Annotated in this window: 20 protein-coding genes; 3 read left to right on the top strand and 17 right to left on the bottom strand. The window is 50.5% G+C overall.

The window, feature by feature from the left end; all coding sequences use genetic code 11:
* Positions 1-12: 12 nt before the first annotated feature.
* From F1C16_RS02110 to F1C16_RS02090, 5 genes are all read right to left on the bottom strand, one after another.
* Positions 13-960 carry an ABC transporter ATP-binding protein gene (locus tag F1C16_RS02110; protein ID WP_185282739.1) on the bottom strand — a complete coding sequence of 316 codons (948 nt, stop codon included), beginning with the start codon at positions 958-960 and terminating at the stop codon, positions 13-15.
* Between the two features lie 43 nt (positions 961-1,003).
* A complete protein-coding gene (locus tag F1C16_RS02105; protein ID WP_185282738.1) occupies positions 1,004-1,540 on the bottom strand; it encodes a hypothetical protein in 537 nt (178 codons plus the stop codon).
* Between the two features lie 89 nt (positions 1,541-1,629).
* Positions 1,630-2,136 (bottom strand): RNA polymerase sigma factor, encoded by a 507-nt coding sequence (locus F1C16_RS02100; RefSeq protein WP_185282737.1) that lies wholly within the window; start codon positions 2,134-2,136, stop codon positions 1,630-1,632.
* 158 nt (positions 2,137-2,294) lie between these two features.
* A complete protein-coding gene (gene dnaJ / locus F1C16_RS02095) occupies positions 2,295-3,434 on the bottom strand; it encodes a molecular chaperone DnaJ (RefSeq protein ID WP_185282736.1) in 1,140 nt (379 codons plus the stop codon).
* A gap of 109 nt (positions 3,435-3,543) precedes the next feature.
* Positions 3,544-4,083, bottom strand: coding sequence for a nucleotide exchange factor GrpE (locus F1C16_RS02090; RefSeq protein WP_185282735.1), 540 nt, complete (start codon positions 4,081-4,083; stop codon positions 3,544-3,546).
* A gap of 144 nt (positions 4,084-4,227) precedes the next feature.
* Between F1C16_RS02090 and F1C16_RS02085 the strand changes: the two genes are divergently transcribed.
* Positions 4,228-4,806 carry a hypothetical protein gene (locus tag F1C16_RS02085; protein WP_185282734.1) on the top strand — a complete coding sequence of 193 codons (579 nt, stop codon included), beginning with the start codon at positions 4,228-4,230 and terminating at the stop codon, positions 4,804-4,806.
* Here the strand turns inward: F1C16_RS02085 and obgE are convergent.
* The 5 genes from obgE to F1C16_RS02060 form a co-directional block, all read right to left on the bottom strand.
* Complete coding sequence (gene obgE, locus F1C16_RS02080) at positions 4,799-5,794, bottom strand: GTPase ObgE (RefSeq protein WP_185282733.1); 996 nt, start codon at positions 5,792-5,794, stop codon at positions 4,799-4,801. The two genes, F1C16_RS02085 and obgE, sit on opposite strands and share 8 nt — an antisense overlap.
* A gap of 217 nt (positions 5,795-6,011) precedes the next feature.
* Complete coding sequence (locus F1C16_RS02075) at positions 6,012-6,632, bottom strand: adenylate kinase (protein ID WP_185282732.1); 621 nt, start codon at positions 6,630-6,632, stop codon at positions 6,012-6,014.
* Between the two features lie 87 nt (positions 6,633-6,719).
* Positions 6,720-7,259 carry a hypoxanthine phosphoribosyltransferase gene (gene hpt, locus F1C16_RS02070; protein WP_185282731.1) on the bottom strand — a complete coding sequence of 180 codons (540 nt, stop codon included), beginning with the start codon at positions 7,257-7,259 and terminating at the stop codon, positions 6,720-6,722.
* 207 nt (positions 7,260-7,466) lie between these two features.
* Positions 7,467-9,704, bottom strand: a complete 2,238-nt coding sequence (locus F1C16_RS02065) for a sodium-translocating pyrophosphatase (RefSeq protein WP_258048995.1) — start codon at positions 9,702-9,704, stop codon at positions 7,467-7,469.
* Between the two features lie 118 nt (positions 9,705-9,822).
* Complete coding sequence (locus tag F1C16_RS02060) at positions 9,823-10,737, bottom strand: M20/M25/M40 family metallo-hydrolase (RefSeq protein WP_185282730.1); 915 nt, start codon at positions 10,735-10,737, stop codon at positions 9,823-9,825.
* Positions 10,738-10,848: 111 nt separating this feature from the next.
* Here F1C16_RS02060 and F1C16_RS02055 point away from each other — a divergent pair, with 111 nt between their 5' ends.
* Positions 10,849-12,093 carry a tol-pal system protein YbgF gene (locus tag F1C16_RS02055; protein ID WP_185282729.1) on the top strand — a complete coding sequence of 415 codons (1,245 nt, stop codon included), beginning with the start codon at positions 10,849-10,851 and terminating at the stop codon, positions 12,091-12,093.
* A 10-nt stretch (positions 12,094-12,103) separates the two neighbouring features.
* The gene (locus F1C16_RS02050) at positions 12,104-13,474 is read left to right on the top strand and encodes a hypothetical protein (protein WP_185282728.1); all 1,371 of its coding nucleotides are present in this window, start codon (positions 12,104-12,106) and stop codon (positions 13,472-13,474) included.
* Here F1C16_RS02050 and F1C16_RS02045 read toward each other — a convergent pair.
* The 7 genes from F1C16_RS02045 to F1C16_RS02015 all read right to left on the bottom strand — a co-directional run bounded on the left by F1C16_RS02045 (position 13,426) and on the right by F1C16_RS02015 (position 21,970).
* A complete protein-coding gene (locus F1C16_RS02045) occupies positions 13,426-14,493 on the bottom strand; it encodes a glycosyltransferase family 4 protein (protein WP_185282727.1) in 1,068 nt (355 codons plus the stop codon). The two genes, F1C16_RS02050 and F1C16_RS02045, sit on opposite strands and share 49 nt — an antisense overlap.
* A 9-nt stretch (positions 14,494-14,502) precedes the next feature.
* On the bottom strand, positions 14,503-15,660 hold the full coding sequence (locus F1C16_RS02040; RefSeq protein ID WP_185282726.1) for a glycosyltransferase family 4 protein: 1,158 nt from the start codon (positions 15,658-15,660) through the stop codon (positions 14,503-14,505).
* 31 nt (positions 15,661-15,691) lie between these two features.
* A complete protein-coding gene (locus F1C16_RS02035; protein ID WP_185282725.1) occupies positions 15,692-16,930 on the bottom strand; it encodes a glycosyltransferase in 1,239 nt (412 codons plus the stop codon).
* A 23-nt stretch (positions 16,931-16,953) separates the two neighbouring features.
* Positions 16,954-18,129 carry a DUF563 domain-containing protein gene (locus F1C16_RS02030; RefSeq protein ID WP_185282724.1) on the bottom strand — a complete coding sequence of 392 codons (1,176 nt, stop codon included), beginning with the start codon at positions 18,127-18,129 and terminating at the stop codon, positions 16,954-16,956.
* Between the two features lie 11 nt (positions 18,130-18,140).
* On the bottom strand, positions 18,141-19,025 hold the full coding sequence (locus F1C16_RS02025; RefSeq protein WP_185282723.1) for a glycosyltransferase family 2 protein: 885 nt from the start codon (positions 19,023-19,025) through the stop codon (positions 18,141-18,143).
* A gap of 808 nt (positions 19,026-19,833) precedes the next feature.
* Entirely contained in the window at positions 19,834-20,883 is a 1,050-nt protein-coding gene (locus F1C16_RS02020) for a glycosyltransferase family 2 protein (protein WP_258049103.1), read from the bottom strand.
* A gap of 4 nt (positions 20,884-20,887) precedes the next feature.
* A complete protein-coding gene (locus F1C16_RS02015) occupies positions 20,888-21,970 on the bottom strand; it encodes a glycosyltransferase (protein WP_185282721.1) in 1,083 nt (360 codons plus the stop codon).
* Positions 21,971-22,071: the final 101 nt, after the last annotated feature.

Raw genomic sequence — 22,071 nt, 5'->3', positions numbered from 1 at the left:
AATAACAGTAAGTTAGTTGCGGCTCTCTTCCAGCTCTACCAGCGTTTCGGGCATGGTTTCGCGCACGCGCCGAATAAAGATTTCGTTGATGCTCGGAATCTGCTCCCGGAAAGCGTGCACCTCCACATTGCCGATAAGGTAGCGCAGCAAATCGTTGGGCGTGGTGCCGGCATGCAGCCGGATGCGGTCCTGAAAAAAGCCGTTTTCGCGCTCCTTGTGCTCCAGCACTTCAAAATCGGGGTGCAGCACCATCAGCCGGCCTTTGCCCTCTACCACATACGTTTGGGTTTTGAAGGCGTCGCGGATGTCGGAAACGGTGCCATCCAGCACCTTGCGTGAGCGGTTGATTAGGGCAATGCTGTCGCACATTTCCTCCACCGACTCCATACGATGGGTAGAGAAAATGATGGTGGCCCCGCGCTGGCGCAGCTCCAGAATTTCATCCTTGATGAGGTTGGCGTTGATGGGGTCGAAGCCAGAGAACGGCTCGTCGAGGATAATCAAAGACGGCTCGTGCAGCACTGTGGCAATAAACTGCACTTTCTGCTGCATGCCCTTGCTCAGGTCTTCCACGTTTTTGTCGGCCCAAGGCTTGATATCGAAGCGCGTCAGCCAGTTCTTGATGCGCTGCGTGGCATCGGCTCGGCTCAGGCCGCGCAGGCGGGCCAGGTAGAGCAGCTGCTCGCCTACCTTCATCTTCTTGTAGAGGCCGCGCTCCTCGGGCAGGTAGCCAATCTGGGCAATGTGCTCAGGGTTCAGCTTCTGCCCCCGAAACCGGATTTCTCCTTCATCGGCGGCCGTAATCTGCGTGATAATGCGGATAAGCGAGGTTTTGCCTGCACCATTGGGGCCCAGCAGCCCGAAGATGCTACCCTCTGGGATGGCCAAGCTCACGCCATCCAGTGCTGTGTGCTGGGCGTAGGTCTTGCGTACGTTTAGTGCTTCAAGTATAGGTTGCACAGCTAGGAAGAAGAAAGGTTGACGCCGTAATATAGGAGGTTTACTATTCACTATGGTTTAACTCTCGCAGGGTAGCTTCCAGACGGTCGAGATGGCGGCCGTACAGATCTTGCAGCATCTGGCGGGCAACGCGCCGGGTGAAGCGGCTAACCACCACGGCTATTACACAACCTAGCCCTACCCCAACGAGTTGGATCAGCAACAATCGGCCGGAATACTGAGTTAGAGCCTTATACAACGCAAAGAAGAGGACGATGCCGAAGGTGCTAAACACCACCCACACACTGGAGCAGTAGGAAGCTTCTAGTATCTGCCGAATGCCTGCTACCTGCTGGGCCACGTGCGCGTGTATCGTAGCCCCTACCTCGCTCAGCCCTCGAATGCCGCTGAGCATGTGGCGGTGGTAGGAACCCAAACTCACCAGACTGATCAGAATAAGCCATATTAGCATAGTGCGCGTCTCAAGACTTTTCACATAAAAAAACCCGATGGTGCTACCCACCAGCAGCATCAAGGTGAAGCCTAATTCCCACCGGGCATTGCGCCGCAGCCGGCCAATCGAATTTTGCTTGGTTTCCATGAGCAGTTGTTCTAAAGTTTGTGCGTTATAAGATGTGGAAGTATTAGGAGCGGACTGTTGCCAGCGCCGGCGTAGCTCATCGAGTTCCATCAGGCGGGTTGCGTTAGAAGTTGACGAAGTTTTTCCTGCACGCGGTGCATTTTCACGCGCACATTGTTCTGGGTGATGCCCAGGATATCAGCCATTTCCTCGTAAGTGCGCTCTTCTAAATAGAGCAGCACAAAGGCCTTATCGACATCAGAAAGGCGGTCGATGGCGCGGTACAATTGGTGCAGATCATCAGCATCGGGGCCGTCGGCGGGAGGTAGGGGCACGTCGGGCAGTTGGTCTGCGACGAGATGAGCAGAGGTAGGACGGCGACGGCGCTGGCGCAAGTCGCTGATGGCGACGTTCAGTGCCACCCGGTACAGCCACGTGCTAAGTTTTACGTCGGGACGGGGCTGGTAGCGCGGCCACGCCCGCCACAGTTGCCCTACTATTTCCTGGTACAAGTCCTGCTGGTCGTCGGCAGTGGCGCAGTACATGCGGCACACCCGCCGTAGCAGCGGCTGGTACTCGTTCAATAAAGCCAGGAAGTCGGGTGGCGCGGCTAGCATAGCAGACGATTTACTTCATTTATCGCCACGTCTCCTTAATCATTACAGCTTTCTGCGAAAAAGATTTTGCAGGAAGTATGCATAGCTAGAAAATACAAATGCCCGCCTCCTACTATGTAGAAGACGGGCATCCGTAGAATTAGTGCTACTCCGTGATTTTACTGGAAGTACTCCTTTACTTTCTCGAAGAAGCCTTTCTCGTTTTTACCAGGGTTCGGCGTGAAATTCTGCGCGTTTCGCAGTTTTTCGAGTAGCTCGCGCTCCTCGCCGTTCACGTTCTTGGGCGTCCACACATTCAGATGAATCAGCTGGTCGCCGCGGCCGTAGCCGTTGATGTCTTTGATGCCTTTGCCACGCAGGCGCAGGATTTTGCCCGGCTGCGTGCCTGGCTCTACCTTGATCTTCACTTTGCCTTCGATGGTCGGCACCTCCAGGTTGGCACCCAGCGCCGCATCTACGAAGGAAATGTATTGCTCAAACATGATGTTGTTGCCATCGCGCTTCAGCAGCTCGTGCGGCTCCTCTTCAATCTGAATCAGCAGGTCGCCGGGCACGCCACCGCGCTCGGGAAAGTTGCCTTTGCCGCCCATCGAGAGCTGCATGCCTTCGGCCACACCCGCCGGAATGTTGATCGGAATGATTTCTTCCTGCAACTGGCGGCCTTCGCCGTGGCACACGTCGCACTTGCTGGTTACTACCTTTCCCTCGCCGTGGCAGGTAGGGCAGGTTGAAGCACTCACCATCTGGCCCAGCATGGTGTTCACTACCCGCTTCACTTGGCCTTCGCCGTGGCAGGTAGCGCACTCGCGCAGGTCGGTGCCGTTTTTGGCGCCGGTGCCCGAGCAGGTGTTGCAGGCCGTGTAGCGCTTCACCTTGATTTTCTTCTCTACACCGTTGGCTACTTCCTCCAGATCCAGCTTCAGCTTGATGCGCAGGTTGGAGCCCTTCTTCACGCGTCGACCACCGCCGCGCTGGCCGCCTCCGAAGAAGCCCTCGAAGCCACCACCGCCGAAAATGTCGCCGAACTGGGAGAAGATGTCTTCCATGTTGGGGCCGCCGCCGCTGGCACCGCCTACCCCCTGGTGCCCGAAACGGTCGTAGCGGGCGCGCTTATCCTGGTCCGACAGCACCTCGTAGGCCTCGGCAGCCTCCTTGAACTTGTCTTCGGCCGATGGGTCGTCGGGGTTTTTATCGGGGTGATACTTGATGGCCACTTTGCGGTAGGCCTTCTTGATCTCGTCCCCCGACGCCGTTTTCACGACGCCCAGTATTTCGTAGTAATCTCGCTTGGTTGCCATATTTCGTTAGTCGACCGGTGCGGTTTGCGCCGCCGGCTTGTTGCCGCAACAGCCACAAACGGGCAGAAGGTTTCAGTGCTCGTTTGTGGCGGTTGCAGATGCTCAGCAATTATTGACCCAGTACTACCTTGGCGTGGCGCAACACCTTGTCGCCTAAGTAGTAGCCCTTCTCTACCTCGTCCACTACCTTGCCTTTCAACTCCTCGCTGGGGGCCGGAATCTGGGTGATGGCCTCGTGCAGATCGGGGTCGAACGCACCGCCTTTGGTTTCCATAGGTGTCAGTCCCTTTTGTTGCAGGGTCTTCACCAATTTGTTATAAATAATGTCGATGCTCTCGCGAACAGCGGTAACGTCCGTCGAGTCTTTAGTGTAGGTATTAGCCCGCTCAAAATCGTCCATCACGGGTAGCAACGCCACCATCATCTCCTGATTAGCTGTTTTGAACAGCTCTTGGCGCTCTTTCGCCGTGCGACGCTTGTAATTATCAAACTCTGCTGCCAGACGCAGGTATTTATCTTTCAACTCCGTCAGCTCCGCATCAGTTTTGGGTGCCTCATCGACGGGAGCCGTTTCTGCCGTTTCGCCAGCCGTGGTAGCTTGGTCAGCAGTCAAGTTGTCGTCCTGGGGTTCTTGCTTATCGTCAGTCATTGGATGAAATAATCGTCGGAAGGGGTTTTTCACTCAGTTTTAGCCAATTGGCAAGCACTCGGGCGCAAGGAGTTTGCCAAAGCGGTTTTGGCTGTCAGTTTGGCACAGAAATGTACCTTAGTTATTCAACTGATAACTTACACTATGCTGCAACAGCTTTTTGACTTCGTTGAGCTAAACAGAGAAGCTGGGAACGAGGATTGGAACGATACATTTGCTTATTGGCTGCTTATACTGCACGATCCGGATCATCCCTATGCTCGCAATGCTGAAATGGCATGCAGCGCTATGTCATTTCAGTATGATGTGGAAGAACAAAGCACAGATGTATTCAGTGATGAAGAACTGATTCCGTCTGTCTTTTTACCGATAGCACCTGTAACATTAGCATTTCGCTGGGCTCCTTTTCCGGCAGCAAGTACAGCGCTGGGTCAGCCTTTGTACTCTGACAGTAACAAGGGTAAGACGCTCGCTATATTTAAGCCGACCACAGAAAACCACCTTACCGGCTTTACTACAGACAACAAACACTTCGACTTTCTACTGCCACATGTCTGTAGCAAAGCAATTGAAACACAGTCGTTAGTTCTGCTAGTTGGGGAACCAGGTTGGGACTATACATCTGACTATCTTGAAGATGAGCCACAGATACAGGAGCGCATGCGAGAGTTGGGATTCGTCTACACGCTACGCAAACCGCAGGATTCGCCTTCTACTACTTAGCATGCAACTGTGCCCAAATCATATCCTTCAGCTTCTGAATATTCTTATTCGTCAGGCTGGAAATGAACACCGTGGGCAAATCCGTAGGTAGCGTCTGCTGAATTTCCTTTTCTAATTCCTCGTCCAGCATGTCGGATTTGGTGATGGCCAGCAGGCGTTTTTTCTCCAACAGTTCGGGATTAAACTGCTCCAACTCGCCCAGCAGTACCTGGTACTCGGCAGCAATGTCGGGGCTGTCGCAGCTGATCATGAACAGCAGGGTAGCGTTGCGCTCGATGTGGCGCAGGAAGCGCGTACCCAAGCCTTTGCCTTCAGCAGCACCTTCGATGATACCCGGAATATCAGCCATTACGAAGGACTGATAGTCGCGGTAGGCGACCACACCTAAGTTAGGTACCAGGGTAGTAAAGGCATAATCCGCAATCTTGGGGCGGGCGGCCGACACCACCGAGAGCAGGGTGCTTTTGCCGGCGTTGGGCAGGCCTACCAGGCCTACATCGGCCAGCAGTTTCAGTTCCAGGATAATCCACTCGTCGATGCCGGGCTCGCCGGGCTGCGCGTAGGTAGGTGCCTGGTTGGTGGCCGATTTGAAGTGGTCGTTGCCAAGGCCGCCGCGGCCGCCGGGCGTTAGGATCAGGCGCTGGCCATCCTCGGTGATTTCCAGGCGCTTCTCGCCGGTTTCGGCGTCGCGGGCCACGGTGCCTAGTGGCACCTGAATCACGATATCGTCGCCCTGGGCGCCGGTGCGTAGGTTTTCGCCACCGTTTTCGCCGGGCTTGGCAATCAAGTGTTTCTGGTATTGCAGGTGCAGCAGCGTCCAAAGCTGGGAGCTGCCTTCCAAGATGATGTGGCCGCCTCGGCCACCATCGCCGCCATCGGGGCCACCGTTGGGTAGGCCCTTGGCCCGGAAGAAATGGTGCGAGCCAGCCCCGCCCCTACCCGAGCGGCAGTTGATTTTAACGTAGTCGATGAAGTTGTTGGAAGCCACAGGTTTTTAATTAAGAATTAAAAATTAAGAAGTAGGAATTATGACATTCCTACCTTCCTGACTTTTAACGATTGTATACAAAAAAGACTGTCATCCTGAGCGCAGCGAAGGACCTTGTCACGCGAGTACGAGTCGTTGGTACGATGGTCGTTTTGACGTGACAAGGTCCTTCGCTGCGCTCAGGATGACAGAGGGTTGCGAATTTAGAATCGCAAAGTTACGCTTTTACTTCGTCGGTAGCCTGCTGGCTACCTTCGGAGGTAGGCTGGTGCTGGTCGACTACGGTGCAGATCTGCTGGAAAATATCCTCGATAGCGCCAATGCCGTTGAGAGCATGGAATTTATGCTGACTGGCGTAGTAGCCCGCTACTTGCGCGGTTTCGGTGTTGTACACCTGCACACGCTTGCGGATTTTTTCCTCATTCTGGTCGTCGGGGCGGCCGCTGGTTTTGCCGCGCTCCAGTAGGCGCTTCACTAGCTCTTGCTCATCTACTTCCAGCGCTACCATGCACGACACATTGGTGTTGTGCTGGGCTAGCAGGGCATCGAGGCTTTCGGCCTGCGGTACGGTGCGCGGAAAGCCATCGAAGATGAAGCCATCCGATTGCACATTCTCTTTCAGGGCACTGTCGATCATACCGATTACCACTTCATCGGGCACCAGCAGGCCTTCGTCCATCAGCTTTTTGGCCTGTAGCCCCAGCACCGTACCCTGAGCAATCTGGGCGCGGAGCAGGTCGCCGGTGGAGAGGTGCACCAGGTTGTAGTGAGCAATTAGCTTTTGGCTTTGCGTTCCTTTGCCGGCGCCGGGCGGGCCGAAGAGCACGAGATTAAGCATGGGTAATGGTTTCGCAGATAGTGCAGAAGGTGAAAGAAAGTGGCAAGATAGGCAATCTGCCTTCAGCAACTCCGACTAATGCAGCAATTACACCGCTTTGTACACATCGGGGTAGTTGCGGCCCAGCCCGTCGTAATCAAGCCCATAGCCCACAATAAAGTCATTGGGAATCGACAGGCCTACGTATTGCACCGCTAGCTCATGCTGCAAACATTCGGGCTTGAGAAACAACGTGGCTACCTCCAACGACGCCGGTTTTTTGGCCACGATGGTATCCAGCAGCATCCGCATGGTGTGACCCGTGTCTACAATATCTTCCAGGATAACCACGTGCCGATCAGCCAGTTCCTCGTATAGCCCAAGTACTTCCTTAATGCTACCCGTACTGGCGGTACCCGCGTAAGACGCTACCCGAATAAACGTCACCTCGCAGTCGATGGTCACGTTTTTCAGCAAGTCGGCCGTGAACATGAACGCGCCGTTGAGCACCGATAGAAACAGAGGCTGCTTGCCGGCATAATCCTGGTTGAGGCGGGTGGCAAGCTGCTGAATGGCTTGAGCCAGTTCAGCGGCCGACAAATACGGAGCAAACTGCTTATTGTGCAGTGAAATAGTGGACGTAGGCATCCAGAAAGAGTTGAATCCTGTGCAAATGCGCTAGCAAAGGTAGGGGTTGAATGGTTGAGTGTTGAGTTTTAGCCGTTGAATTGAAACCGCTTGCTCCGCTGAGCGGAACCGGAAGCATAAGTCGAAACATATCTATTGCTTCGTTCTCACGCCAGATAATACTCATGGCAGAGATGTTTCGACTGCGCTCAACATGACACCTGCTTTTCACTTAAAACCATCTTCCCACACTTCCTGACCTGAAGTATAACTCGCAAAGCGCACCCCTTGCTGAGCGCCCAACTCAGTTTTTGGCACCGAGAGAGCCGGCGTCAGAATGCGCGTGGCACCACCGGGCGCGGCAATATGTGGGGCAATCACCAGCGACACGATGCTCATGAGCTTGATGAGGATGTTCATGCTGGGGCCAGAGGTATCTTTGAACGGGTCGCCTACCGTGTCGCCCGTCACGGACGCTTTGTGTTGTTCGGAGCCTTTGTAAACCATCACCCCGTCAATCAGCACGCCTTTCTCGAAAGACTTCTTGGCGTTGTCCCAGGCGCCGCCGGCGTTGCTCTGGAACATGGCCATCAGCACCCCGCTCACCGTGACGCCAGCCAGCGTGCCGCCCAATACCTCCGGTCCTAGCGTGAAACCGATGAGGACGGGTGCAATAAGGGCAATAGCGCCCGGCAGCATCATTTCCCGAATAGCAGCCGAGGTAGAAATGGCCACACATTTCTCGTATTCGGGCCGGCCAGTACCTTCCATGATGCCCGGGATTTCGCGGAACTGCCGCCGCACTTCCTGCACCATCGCCATAGCGGCCCGCCCTACCGCCGATATAGCCAGCGCCGAGAAAATAAACGGAATCATGGCGCCCACGAACAGGCCGGCCAGCACGCGGGCGTTGCTGATGTCGATGACCGAAATATTGGCTGTGCCCATAAATGCCGCAAACAGCGCCAGCGAGGTAAGTGCAGCCGAGGCAATAGCGAAGCCTTTGCCGGTGGCGGCAGTGGTGTTGCCCACAGCATCTAAAATGTCGGTGCGTTCGCGCACTTCCTTAGGTAGCTCGCTCATTTCAGCAATGCCGCCGGCGTTGTCGGCAATCGGCCCGAAAGCGTCGATGGCCAGCTGCATAGCGGTGGTGGCCATCATGCCCGCGGCGGCAATGGCTACCCCGTAGAGGCCGGCAAACTCGTAGGAGAAGATAATGCCGGCGGCCAGCACAATAATGGGTAGCACTGTAGACTCCATACCCACGGCCAGCCCGCCAATGACGGTGGTAGCGTGCCCGGTGCTGCTCTGCTGCACAATGCTATTGACGGGCCGCTTGCCCATGGCGGTGTAATACTCCGTGATGATGCTCATGAGTGTGCCCACCACTAGCCCTACCAACACGGCATAAAAGACATCCAGCGACGTGAAGGGAGCCGCACCCGGCCGGCCAATCACAAGCGTGCCCACGGGCAGCATCCAGCGGATAATAAAGAAAGAGGCGATGCCCGACACGATAACCGAGGCGTAGTTGCCAAAATTGAGCGCCGCCTGCACGTTGCCGCCTTCTTTCACCCGCACCAGCAGAATACCCACTAGCGACGCCACAATGCCCATCCCGGCAATGACCATGGGTAGCAGAATGGGTGAGAGGCCGTTGAACTGGTCGTTGGTGGCTACTACCTCGCGGCCCAGTACCATGGTCGCCAGGATGGTGGCTACATAGGAACCGAACAGGTCGGCACCCATACCGGCTACGTCGCCCACGTTGTCGCCTACGTTATCAGCAATGGTGGCGGGGTTGCGGGGGTCGTCTTCGGGAATGCCGGCTTCTACCTTGCCCACGAGGTCGGCGCCCACGTCGGCAGCTTTAGTGTAGATACCGCCCCCTACCCTAGCAAACAGCGCAATGCTCTCGGCCCCCAACGAAAAGCCGGTGAGAACTTCCAAAGTGGTTTCCATCTCAATGCCGTTGGCCCCGCCGCCTTTGTTTACCACAAACAACTGGTAGAACACGATAAATAACGACCCCAGCCCCAATACAGCTAGTCCCGCTACACCCATACCCATCACCGAACCACCCGAAAACGATACGCTCAACGCCTTACTCAGGCTGGTGCGCGCCGCCTGAGCCGTGCGTACATTGGCCTTGGTGGCAATCTTCATCCCAATAAAGCCCGCCAGAGCCGAGAAAACCGCTCCGATGATAAAGGCCAGCACAATCACCGGGCTGGATTTCTCGCCGGTGCTACCTAGGTAGAATAGAAAAGCGGAGGCAATTAGGCCGAACAACGTCAGGACGCGGTACTCGGCCTTCAGGAAGGCAATGGCGCCGTCGGCGATGTAGCTGGCAATGGTGCGCATCCGCTCATCGCCGGCATCCTGCCGGCTAACCCAGCCCGAACGCAGCCAAGTGTACAATAACGCCAACAGCCCGAGGCCGGGCACCAGGTAAAGGAACAGCATAGTGGGTGGAGTGAGAGGGTGGGAAGAAAAGAACAACCCGCCGGCCGAAGCCAAACGGGTTGTTAAAATACCCTTTATCCATTAATAATCAAGCCCTCAGCTATTCCCTATCCCTACCCTACAATTCCCGCATCAGCACTTGGTACAGCGCCAGCATACTTTCGATATCGCGCTTGTCAACGATTTCGTCGGGCGAGTGCACGTTGTCTTCAGGGGCACCCACAAAGCACCAGTCCCAAGGTGCGTCGGCGTGTTGCAGCTCCTTGGCATCGGAGCCGCCGGCGCCTTCTACCTCCAACTGATGCGGTATGCCCGAGGCCGCCGCAATCTGCCGGATGCGGTCTACATAGGCACGGCGCGGAATCAGAGAGTCGCGTAGGGAAATAGCTACTCCCTCGCCCGGCCGCACACCTTCCGTCACCCACGTAATATCCGAAATTAGGGCCTGGCGTACCCCGTAGGTTTCGTAGATGTATTTGGCGAGGTAGGCCACCGAGCCGCCTCCGTGCTCCTCCCAGCAACTGAACACTACAATGCCGTGCTCCAGCGTTTCGCAAAGGCGCAGGGCGTTCCACACGCCTAGGCGATTGTCGAGGTAGCAGCTTTGCACGGTGGTATCGGTTTCGCGGAAGTCACAGAAGAACGTGAGTTCCGTACCCCGTTCAATGTCGCGGGTGAACTCATAGCCTAGTGCGCCGGTTTCCTCATCAACTGTCAGTGTGCATTCGATAGGTCCTTGTGTGTCTTCGCCTACCAAACGGTAGCCGGGCTCCGCGTTGGGGCCACCAATGCGCACGAGTTGCCGGCCGTAGCGCACCGTGAAGCCGATACTATCTAAGTGGGCGAAAACGGCAGTACGGGGCTGCCCAAACACGAGGATGATGCAATCCTGGAATTGTTCACCAGCCAACACTTGCGGAGTAGTTTGCCAGTTTTTCTGCTCCGTGGCAATGTAATGGAGCAAAAATTCGGTGAGCCGTGTTTCGTGGCCGGAAGGTGCCGGTATGTGGCACAGAGTTCGTAGAAGTTGCATGAAGTGTAGGTTGTTAATTCGAAACTAGGGCAAAAGATATACTTTAGCTTATTCGTTGAATACTGACTGACTGGTTTACCGTACCCATTGTCTGTGTTCGTATCCGTGCCCATGACCCACCCACGTTATTTTCTTCTGTTGTTGCTCCTGTTGCCCTTCCTGGCCTTAGCGCAACGCCCCGACACTGCTCGCGTACCGGCTCCCATCCGCAATATTCAGGTGGAAAACGTGGATGTGCTACCCGGCGCGGTCGATACGAAAGGCTGGCTGTTGCTGGACCGCGACATTCAGTTGGAGTTGGAGGGGGCTATACAGAATATGTACAACTTCAAGTACGACAAGGCTGAAAAGCAGTTTCGGTCCCTGCGGCGGCGTTACCCCAATCACCCCATGCCCTACTTTCTGATGGGCCTGAGCACTTGGTGGAAAATTGTGCCGACCAACGTACAGAGCACGCAGTATGATAAGCTGTTCTTTGCTTACATGGACTCGGCCATTACGGTAGGCGAGAAAATGTATGAGGCGGATAATAAGAACTACGAAGCCTGCTTTTTCCTTTCTGCCGCCTATGGCTTCAATGCCCGCCTGCACGCCGAGCGGAAGGACTGGCGCAAGGCTACCTTCAGCAGCAAGCACGCGCTGGACTACTTACAAATCAGCAAAGAAGCCAACGGCCTCAGCCCAGAGTTTTTGTTCGGGCAGGCCTTATTTAACTACTACGCCGTCTGGATTTCGGAAGAGTATAAGCTTCTGCGCCCCGTCCTACTCTTCTTCCCGAAAGGCGACCGTGCCCTCGGCCTCAAACAATTGCGCAGCGTGGCCGACAACGGTTTTTACACCGGTACCGAGGCTAAGTTTTTTCTCATGAAGATTCTCTACAATGAGGAAAACAGCCCCAAAGAAGCCCTACCCCTCTCTCGCTACCTAGCCACCAACTACCCCGACAACGGCTATTTTCAACGCTTCTATGCCCTCAACTGCTTCCATCAGGGCGAGTTTACGGAGAGCGAGCGGGTGAGCCGCGAGATTCTGGATAAAATCAATCGGGGCCTTCCTGGCTACGAGTTTATCAGCGGCCGCTATGCTACCTATTTTCTGGGCTGGCTGATGCAGAATAAGTACAACGACCTATCCAAGGCCAAGGATTACTACCAGCGCTGCATCGTATTCGCCGAAGGCACCGGCGAAACTTCGGGCGGCTTCTACATCTACTCCCACATCAACCTGGCTCGTATGGCCGATAAGGCGAAAGACATAGCAGCGGCCAAAAAATACTACACAGTAGTGGAGGACAAAGCCAGCCATAAATCGGATCAGTACCGCGAGGCCAAGGCGTATCTGAAAAAGCACAAATAATCCTGCTGGTATGGAGCTGAAGGACCTGTTGCTAACGCCTATTTACTTAGCTATTTTCTACGGTATTGCTTTTTCGGTGCGTAAGAAGTATACCAATGCGCTCACGAAAAAGTATTTCATTCCAGCGCTTTCGTTGAAGTTTCTAGGAGCTATTGCGCTGGGGTTAATTTACCAGTTCTATTATGGTGGGGGTGATACGTTTAACTACTACGGCCACACCAAAGTAGTATACGAAGCCTTTATGAACTCGCCATCGGCGGGGCTACAGCTTATTTTTGGTTCCACAGAAGGTTATAACCCAGAAGTGGCGCAGTACGTGGGCCGCTTGTATTGGTACCATGCTGATACAGAATATTTTGTAGTAAGAATTGCTTCTTTCTTCGGTCTCTTCTGTTTTAATACCTATACAATTATCGGTCTGCTTTTCGCTGCGCTGAGCTTCAGTGGTATGTGGGCTATGTATCTGACGTTTATCCACATTTATCCGTTAGCATATAAAAAGTTAGCTATTGCCGTATTCTTCCTACCCTCTGTATTTTTCTGGGGTTCTGGCCTGATGAAAGATTCCGTATGTATTGGGGCGCTTGGGTGGACTTTTTACGGTTTCTACCATGCTACTATTCTCAAACGCAACGTTTTATTTTCGACTATTATAGGGTTAATTGGTGCGTATCTGTTGGTTTCAGTGAAAGTTTACATCCTGCTTTCCTTTTTGCCCCCAGCTCTTCTTTGGGTATTCAACGAAAATAACAGACGCATTAAATCGGCAGCGGCGCGGATGCTGCTCAAGCCCTTTTTCCTGCTCATGGGGCTGGGAGCTGGCTATCTAGGTGCCACTCGCCTTACAGCCGGTGATGACAAATATGACGTTGATAAGATTGGAGAACGCACTAAGATCAACTCAGAGTACCTTACCTCACAGGTAGCCAACGGCTCCGCTTATAATATCGGCTCGTTTGATGGCTCGTTGGGTTCTATGGTGAAGGTGGCGCCGCAGGCAATTACCGTTAGTTTATTCCGACCTTTTTTATTTGAGGCCCGGAACCCAGTTATGCTATTGTCTGCCATGGAAGCAGCATTATTTCTCTACCTTACGGTCAGCCTTTTCTATAAGACGGGCGTGCTGAAAAGCTTTCGGCTTATTGCATCGCAGCCCATTCTTACGTTCTGCTTTATCTTTTCGGTGGTATTAGCCATTGGAGTAGGCACCAACAGCGGCAACTTCGGCACCTTAGTGCGCTATAAGATTCCGCTGATGCCCTTCTATCTCGGTGCGCTTTACATCATGCAATTTATGGCGCGCCCCCAGCGAAAGATTAGAACTGCACAACTTCAGGTGAACAGGGCTAAGAAGGTAGAATTATTGGCCAGCACGGAATAACGCTTCTCTACAGTTTGGCGAGCGGCGGCGCCCATCTGCGCACGCAGGCTCGCATCGAGTAGCAAACGGCGTAAAGCTGTCTCCCACTCTAATGGGGTAGTACAGATATTGCCATTTACGCCATCGGTTACTACCTCTGTATTCATCCCTACTGGCGATACTAGGGCAGGTTCACCCAAGGCCATATATTGTAAGGCTTTAAAAGCGCATTTACCCTGCGCCCACAGGTCATCTTCCAGCGGCATCAGGCCCACATGAAACTCTAGTAGATCAGCAATTTCGGTTTCCTTACGCCACGGCTGATACACAAGCGACTGCAGGGGTAAAGATGGCGGCTGATTGGAAATTACCCGAAACTCAAAGTCGAACTCCTGCTCCAGCCGGGCCAATACGGGCACTACTTGGTGCAAGTATTTCAGGGTAGAGTGCGTGCCCGTCCAGCCGATAATAAGTTTACCGGGAGCCTGTTGATCACGCACCCGGTTATGCAGGCGCTCAGTGTCTATGGTAGTTGGGTTAATGATAGCCTGCGTGTTGAACTGCCGGGCATAGGCGTGCAGGTAGGCGTTGCCGCAACTCACCTTGTACGACCACCGGCAGATGCTATCCACTTTCTGGTGCCACTTAATACCAGCCACCAACTTGTTGGCTTCCGAGGTATTAGCCAACCAGATAGAATCATCAAAGTCGTAAATAATTTTCTTACGCAACACCTTTGCTATCAACCACTCAAACACCGGCGGCCCGATGGGTGATGCCTCCCGGTGAATAAACACATAGTCGTAACGCGGCACCATGAACAGCAGCCCTACCCTCCGCACAAAGCCGGCCACAATGCCCGTAGCCTTGGCCAGTGTATGCCCTGGCTTGTAAAGGATTCGCCAAGTGGCCATCGACAGAAACGGGGACAGATGCCACTGATGCCCACGCTGCGTCAACATGCCCAGATATTGCTCAAAGCGGAAACGTTGTGAGGGAGCCTGCCCTAAGGGATAAGGCGCAATAAACAGAATATTCATGCGTGCAAGCTACTGCCGAGCCACCAGTTCCTTATACAGGCTACCCAAACGTAGGTAAGTGGACTGCGGACTAAATTTCTGCCGGACAAATGCCCGGCCAGCCACCGCAAATTTGCGCCTCTTTTCGGTATCGACGGCCAGCGTAGTGATGGCGGTAGTCATGGCCGTCACGTCGCGGTTAGGCACCAGCAGGCCAGAGCGTTCGTTCTCAAACAACTCAGCAGGCCCACCGCAGTTGGAGGCAATAAGCGGGGTACCGTAATACAACGCGTCCAGGCAAGTCAGAGAGAATGATTCCGACTCGGAAAAGTTGAGCACGATATCGGCCTGTTTAATGGCGGCTTCCACGTCCTGCACGAAACTGCCAAACGTTACAATCTGCTCCAAGCCGGCTGCTTGTACCTGCGCTTCCAACTGCTGCCGAAATTCTCGGTTTTTCGGCATACCCATGTCCCCACCCGCAAAATGCAGACGCAGGTTGGGGTACTGCGCGTAAGCTTCTTTGAAAGCCACTAAGGCGAAGTTCTGGCCTTTCCCCTGAATGTAGTTGCTGAGGTAGAGCAGTTCTACGGTAGCTGGGTGACGTGGTGTTGGTACCACCGGTACCACATAACGTTCTGTTTCCGGTATCGGGTCGAAAATCACCTGCACCTTTGCTGTTACACTAAAATATGCTTGAACTGCCTGTGACACACATACCACACGATCGGCAAAACGTTCTGCCAACCAGCGCCACGTGCGAGCCAGTAACTGCGGCAGACTCTGCGGCAGGAAACGCACGTGCGTTACCACGCGCAGCCGCCCCCCACTTAGTAGTTGGGCCACGTAGCCTGTCAAATTATAAAAATCGTTGAGGTGCAACAGCGTTGCCTCCTCATGTCGGGCTAGTTGGCGGAGCCGCCAGCTATTCAATAGCAGCATAGGCACATAACGGATCAGGTCCCCTACCCGCCGGCTAATTTCTACAAACGGCAATTCATGAATTGAATAACCGGCCTGCTCTAGCACGGCCCGACCAGTGCTACCTGCCGGCAGTACGTACACAAACCGATACTGCGTGCGCAATGGATCCGTTGCACTCCGAATCGCATTTAAGGCCCCCGTTACGGCCCGAGAGTTATCGATGATCAGAATGGTGGGCTTTGCGGACAGGTGGACTTTACTCAAGCGGACAGTAGTTAAAAAGGAATAAACACGCCTACTCTGCCAGCACGGCATCTATTACCTGTGCCCAGCGCTCAAACGTGCGGGCGTGCGAAAAGTCATCGGATCGTTGCTGTGCAGCCTTACCCAGTTGTTCTCGTTCTACAGCATTAGATAATAGTTGGTCCAGCGTATCTACCCACACTTGTTTATCGGCAGTCAGGGTAACGGTTTCGGTGAGCATGGGCATTAATATTCCATATTTCCCCCGCTCCATCGCCCGTATAGGTTGGAAAGGGGTAGAGGAAATAGGTGCTAGCATCTCGCGGGGGCCAGTGGGGCAATCTGTCGTTACTACGGGTATGCCACAGGTCATAGCCTCTCCTAGCGCTAGCGGAAACCCTTCCCAAGCCGAAGGAAAAACGAAAAGCGTTGCCGGCCGGATATACTTGAATGGGTTGGCTTGTAGCCCAATGAAGTATATATCGTAGTCGGGCGTGAGTGAATCGTTGTTCCAAGCCTCATATACTCGCAGGCCCAGCGCGCGCGCATGTTTCACCAAATCGGTGCGCAGTTCACCATCGCCAATAAAGACTAGCTTGGCCGGTTGCCGGGCCAGCAATGTTGCAAAAATATCTAGCAGTGGCGCCTGGTTTTTCTGAATAGCCAAGCGGCCGGAGGTAATCAGCACAGGTGCAGTTGCATAGATAGCTTGCATCGCGTCGTCTACAGGCTCCAGGGACTGCGCACGTACCTGCGCTACATCAAACGAGTTGTTGATTACCACCAGCTTGTGCGGATCTACCCCGAAGTCTTCCACCATTTCCGGAATGATATCCCGGCTCACCGTCACGATACGGTCGGCACGCCTGTAGAGCAACGGCATCAACACTTTCTTCCGCAGCCACCCTACAACGCCGTTGATGTTGCGGTCGTGCGTCTTGGATCCATGAATCAGCAGAATTATTTTCTCACAGCTCTTGCTGAGCAGATTAACATAATCGGCACCTTCCAGATGACTTATACACACATCCGTATGTAACCGCCTTTTAATGGCTTTTAAACGAATAATCCGCTGTATGAAGTTAACAGCTTTTTGCTTAGCATTATTTCCCCCGGGTACTTCCATATTCTCCAGCGGGTTACCACTCGGGTACAGGTTTGGCTCGTCCAGATTAAAAACTGCCTCCGTCACGTCGTATTGCTTCTGCAATTCCACACTATGATCATGAAACACCCGTTGGGCGCCCCCAAGACCGAAGTTGGGAATGATCATCAGAATACTTTTTTTCACTATCGTCACCCAGTTATGCTAGATTATGCCTGCACCTTTATCCTAGCACTCGCTAGAGACAACCAATCCATCATGTGTTTCTGAAAAGAGACAGGATTAATATAGAAACCATTTACGTATTTACTTTTGGCTACCTCCCCAATCATTCCATCATATTGGTAGCCTAATTGAGCCGCCATCAGCATGTAGTGAAAAGGATAAAACTCGCCAGGCGGAAGCAACTCCATCAGCCCCATCGGTTGCGTACCATGGAACAGCATATTCACTAGGCCTGCTCCATGAATCCCCACTACATAGCGAGCCTCTCTCATTAATTTAATTTGTTGGGCAAGAGTCATCACGTCAAAGTCGATGACCTCGAATCCTTCCGCACGACAAATAGCTTCTATTTCTGCAGCGTTTTCAATATAGCGTCCCCGTTTAGGACTACGGGTGATGAATATACGACGGTTGGCACTACCAACAGGCACTAGGTCCTGCACCGGTACTAGTTCTCTAATTCGAGCATAGTAGGATGCCGTATGCGTTAAAGGCTTACAGAAATACGTTTTCCGGCTACGTATATATTCTCCCGGTTTCTGCACTACCCAATTTCTATTCTTCAAGTAAGGATGCTGTAAAAAGTACTGAAAATAGGGCCGGTTGTATAAGGTTTCAGCTATAAGCAACGGAACTTCATAGGGCAGTTGCAATTGTTCCTCTAAGAAGAACAATTTGGCTAATATGTCATTGTAAAAATGATAATAGTTCTCTTCTCCCGTATCACGCAATGACACTAATACATCGTGAGCGGGCAACGTTTCAGGTAAAAGATGCCGCATACGCAGGGAAGGTTTTTGCAGATAGTAAACCCGACTAAACCCTAGCGATGGATAAATTAACTTCCTATCAGCTGCTAGCGCCCAACCGTATTTCGGGTCAATCAGGCACTCATCTTTGTATACTAACAGATATTCATCTTGGGTCCAGTTCTCGTATTCATTAACTTGATACTGAAGTCGGGTGTCTAGATGATCCTTCGGTACAGAAGTTATTTGAAATGGATAGGCGTCGCGCTTAATAAAGAAATCTTGCTCGTCAAATCGTTTTTCTGGAAATACTATTTTATCAATAGTATTGATACGCAGCTTATTGTAATGTGCATACGCTTTACTAAGCAATGCAACTGGTACTAATTTTTTGATTATCGTTTTCAACATAGCTACCGCTTTTACACCCAATGCTTCACAGATGCTAAAAACCGACGCCGCCACAATACGCTAGTGTCCTGTTGCACTGCCTTCCAAAGATAACGTGCCGTTTCAACGCGATACTGCTTACTTAGGGCTAGAGTAAGGGCAATAAACGTATAGCGGTCGGCAACAAACTGGCCAACCTTACCAGGAAACCGATGTGCAAATTCCGGATTCCGCTGCACGAGTTGTCCAAACAGCTCATCCCGAGCTCGCACAGCCTCTGGGGAAATGGTATTGAGGCTACGGCCGTCATGCTCACGCAAGCAAAACGTTTTTTCACGGATAGAGTGAAATTGGTATTGACTGGCTAGACGGAGCCATAGTTCCCAGTCTTCCGCCGAGGACAATCGTCGATCTTCCACAAATGGATTAGCCAAAGCAATATCCCGACGTACGAAGACGGTGTTGCACGCTAGAGGGTTGTCATGCAGTAGTACTTGGTTGGTATCTTCCCGAAACGCGCACACCTCACTTATCAGGCGGCCTTGACCATCTAGTCGTTCATAGCCGGTGTGCATTATTTCCGCCTCCCCGTGCTGGCTGAGAAATGCCTGTACCACCCGCAAGTGGTTAGGGTACATCTCATCGTCGGAATCGAAGAAGTTCAGGTACTGGCCGCGAGCTTGCCTTGCGCCATAGTTGCGAGCAGCTCCTCGCTCACCGTTTTCTTTATGAAATACCTGAATACGAGAATCAACGGCAGCAAGCTTCTCTATTACTGCAGCAGTTTCATCATTACTTCCATCATTTACCAGAATCAATTCAAAATCAGAGTACTCCTGCTTTAGAATAGCGGCCACAGTGTCCGGAATAATTACGGCACGGTTGTAACAAGGAACAATAATCGAAAAGAGAAGCATGACTGGCAAAATATTTATTTTCTCAAAACCCCATAACCACTTCTTTCACAGCATAATATTTATTAAGATATATATATTTAGTAGCTTATCACAATTGCATAATATTTTACCAACTCATCCCATATTATTAGTATAATATGGAATGAGTTGAGCGCAGCTTCAACGAAAATTGAAAAGTGGATGCATTTGACCAATTAACTACATCTATATACTTGAGGAATATTTCAAATTGCAACTTACCATCTATTGTGTAGCCAGGAATGGTTACTACTGTAGAAACCAATTTTATATTATTCTTAAAAACCGTAAGACGAGAACGTTAATCTATTAAATTCATGCACCATACTGATAATTTCACAATCTTTACTTGCATCAAAATTAATGAATAAATTATCTCAATTTATTCTTTTCACGTGCCATACCTATTCATCAAATGATCCTCTTTCGCCTTTATATTGAAAAAATTTAAATTCTGTTTCTTCATTCAAGGTTTTTATCTGATTTTTTACTTATTCATTTTCTAAACTCATTTATTGATTCGCAATAAAATTCTTTATAGTAAGATAATTTTTATAAATAATTTTATAATTAGATAAAAATTCAAAACAATAAGGAGACATCAACATTAGCTTGACAAAAGGTGTATTATAGGGTAAAATTAAATATTTATAAACCGTATATATACAATAATTATTATAATAAAATTCAAATCCAATATTCTCTAATATACTTATATTATTTTCTTATCCTAATTTTTTACGCCTTAAATCTATAAAATCACGCACAAGCCTTATACTAATAGTCAAACCTATATTTCATTTACCAAACTTTGTCTCAAATTCTTTATGCTTTTAAAAACAAATATAGCTTTTCTCCAATTGCGTAAAGAACTTTTGATATTGTACAGCAAGCGCAACATCTCAAAGTTGTGCGTTAGATTTTCTTGATCTGTATTAAGAAGTGTATCAATTAATACCCCAGGCTGCCGAACAATTTGTATACTAAGCCACAATAAGCGTTTAGTATAAAGAAAGCGAAAACGTGACACAGTAAGAGATGGATGCCGAAAGATAAAGTAATATACTACACTTGTTATCTGCGAAGATGCTGTACTACGGGCCATACGCATGAGGTATTGCCATGTCATTCGCTCTTTAAACATAAAATGTTGGAAGCGTAGCTGATCATTGTACCATAACTTGTAGCCTGCCAAACGGAGCGCATCACCTAGTTCTAAGTCTTCTCCTCCTGAAAGCACTTTTCCTCGTTTAGCCGAGGTAGTGAAAGAGAAACCGTGCGCATACAGCTTACGCCAACCCGATTGCCGCACCACTGAGCCGGCACCATAAATGTAACCCACATTATCAGGCAGTGGCCCATTAACTCCCTCATTTTGTGGACCAATAGCATATACCGCCTTAAATTGATCAAACCATTCAGGTGGAGTAATTTCGTAAGCACCTTGTGCATGCGCACCCAATATACCAATCTCTGGATGAGCAAGCATAGTTTCATATGCTACCGCCACATAATTAGCAGCTAACCAGTTGTCGTCATCTACAATTGCAATAAACTCGTATTTAGCTGCCTCAAATCCTCGAATGAGTGCATTTTCCTTGCCTGCCACAGATTCATCTAGTACTCTATATGGAACAGGCAATTGCAACTCCTCACATAAATGGGTAGCTACTTCTATTGTTTTATCTGAAGAAGCGTTGCTGACAAGTATTACCTCCCAACTTATATGCAGCGGAACCTGCTGAGCGGCAATATAATGCAGAGTAGTATGCAATCGACTCTCGCCGTTGTGCGTACAGATTAGGAGTGTAACTCCGTTAGGTGAAAACAAAGTGGACATTAATTCAATAACTACTGATTGCTTTTTTATAAAGTAATCGTGCACGTTGCTGCATATTTTTCACTTCAATGTAATTAACCCGAGTCTTATTAAAATCTTTTATGAAATTAATCCAAATATAAAACTGTTCTTGCATCAGCAAGTATTCAATATCATCTTGGAAACGTAACTTTAAGTATTTTAATAAATTTCTCATAGAGAATGTCCGTATAGTAAGATATATAAAATCTTTTATCCAAGGATAAGTTTGAGAATAATCTACAGCCGAATTATAAGTTAGACGACGATAAACCGATAATCTTGTGAAAGTTTCGCTGAAAGAATGAATAATACGAGGCACGTATTCTTTGGTTAATCTATTCTTAGTCATGAAATGAGTAAGACATAATGCTGGCGTGTACCAGATTTCATAACCAGCGAGCTTCACAGCGTAACTGAGTTCATCATCCTCACCACCCATCAACTGCTTTTCACCAACTCGGCCGTTTAACAAACTTTGGAAGTTAGCTTGTTTTAATAAGTTCCACGCAGTGTATCGCATGAATAGACCAGCGCCACAAAGCGCCCCTTGCGAAATAGGCCCTGCTTCAGTTAATAGTCTTGGTGGATTTCCAGTAAATAATACAGGGGTACCAACTGCATAGTTCCGACTAACTTTTGGGAACCATGCCGGCATGGTCACTTCAAAAGCTCCTGTACTACGACCGCCAATTAACCCAATATTCTTGTGTTTATTTAAATAGTCAAATCCTACTTGCAAATAGTCATTATTCAACCAATTATCATCATCAACAATACACATAAATTCGTATTCAGCTTCGCTATAAGCAAGTTCCAAAGCATAGTTTTTACCCGGAATGGGTTGCCAAAACGTACGCAGAGCTACCGGAGCACCACAATTTTTCCAGTAAGCAGCACAAAATTCTATTGAATTATCAGAAGAATTATTGTCAACTAAAATAATTTCCCAAGGAATTTCAGATGCTACCTGTTGTTTAGCTAAATGCTCGAGCGTTGTGGCCAAACGTTGAGCACCATTGTATGTGCATATGAGCACTGATACACCAACTGGACGAACATGCACCATTTTAAAATGTATATTAAGATTAGATTCTCTCAAACAGTCTGTGTAATCTATATCACGTATTGCATAATATCATTAAATTTTACATAAATCATTAGCATACA

Origin of the sequence: Hymenobacter sp. NBH84 (assembly GCF_014217645.1) — a bacterium.
In the GTDB taxonomy this organism is placed as follows: Bacteria; Bacteroidota; Bacteroidia; order Cytophagales; family Hymenobacteraceae; genus Hymenobacter; species Hymenobacter profundi.
This window is presented reverse-complemented; position numbering and strand designations above follow the sequence as displayed.

Coding starts and splice junctions, on each gene's coding strand:
- F1C16_RS02105 (WP_185282738.1), bottom strand. CDS start 1,540: ATGGAAACCAAGCAAAATTCGATTGGCCGGCTGCGGCGCAATGCCCGG.
- F1C16_RS02100 (WP_185282737.1), bottom strand. CDS start 2,136: ATGCTAGCCGCGCCACCCGACTTCCTGGCTTTATTGAACGAGTACCAG.
- dnaJ (WP_185282736.1), bottom strand. CDS start 3,434: ATGGCAACCAAGCGAGATTACTACGAAATACTGGGCGTCGTGAAAACG.
- F1C16_RS02090 (WP_185282735.1), bottom strand. CDS start 4,083: ATGACTGACGATAAGCAAGAACCCCAGGACGACAACTTGACTGCTGAC.
- F1C16_RS02085 (WP_185282734.1), top strand. CDS start 4,228: ATGCTGCAACAGCTTTTTGACTTCGTTGAGCTAAACAGAGAAGCTGGG.
- F1C16_RS02075 (WP_185282732.1), bottom strand. CDS start 6,632: ATGCTTAATCTCGTGCTCTTCGGCCCGCCCGGCGCCGGCAAAGGAACG.
- hpt (WP_185282731.1), bottom strand. CDS start 7,259: ATGCCTACGTCCACTATTTCACTGCACAATAAGCAGTTTGCTCCGTAT.
- F1C16_RS02065 (WP_258048995.1), bottom strand. CDS start 9,704: ATGCTGTTCCTTTACCTGGTGCCCGGCCTCGGGCTGTTGGCGTTATTG.
- F1C16_RS02060 (WP_185282730.1), bottom strand. CDS start 10,737: ATGCAACTTCTACGAACTCTGTGCCACATACCGGCACCTTCCGGCCAC.
- F1C16_RS02055 (WP_185282729.1), top strand. CDS start 10,849: ATGACCCACCCACGTTATTTTCTTCTGTTGTTGCTCCTGTTGCCCTTC.
- F1C16_RS02050 (WP_185282728.1), top strand. CDS start 12,104: ATGGAGCTGAAGGACCTGTTGCTAACGCCTATTTACTTAGCTATTTTC.
- F1C16_RS02045 (WP_185282727.1), bottom strand. CDS start 14,493: ATGAATATTCTGTTTATTGCGCCTTATCCCTTAGGGCAGGCTCCCTCA.
- F1C16_RS02030 (WP_185282724.1), bottom strand. CDS start 18,129: ATGTTGAAAACGATAATCAAAAAATTAGTACCAGTTGCATTGCTTAGT.
- F1C16_RS02025 (WP_185282723.1), bottom strand. CDS start 19,025: ATGCTTCTCTTTTCGATTATTGTTCCTTGTTACAACCGTGCCGTAATT.
- F1C16_RS02020 (WP_258049103.1), bottom strand. CDS start 20,883: ATGTCCACTTTGTTTTCACCTAACGGAGTTACACTCCTAATCTGTACG.
- F1C16_RS02015 (WP_185282721.1), bottom strand. CDS start 21,970: ATGGTGCATGTTCGTCCAGTTGGTGTATCAGTGCTCATATGCACATAC.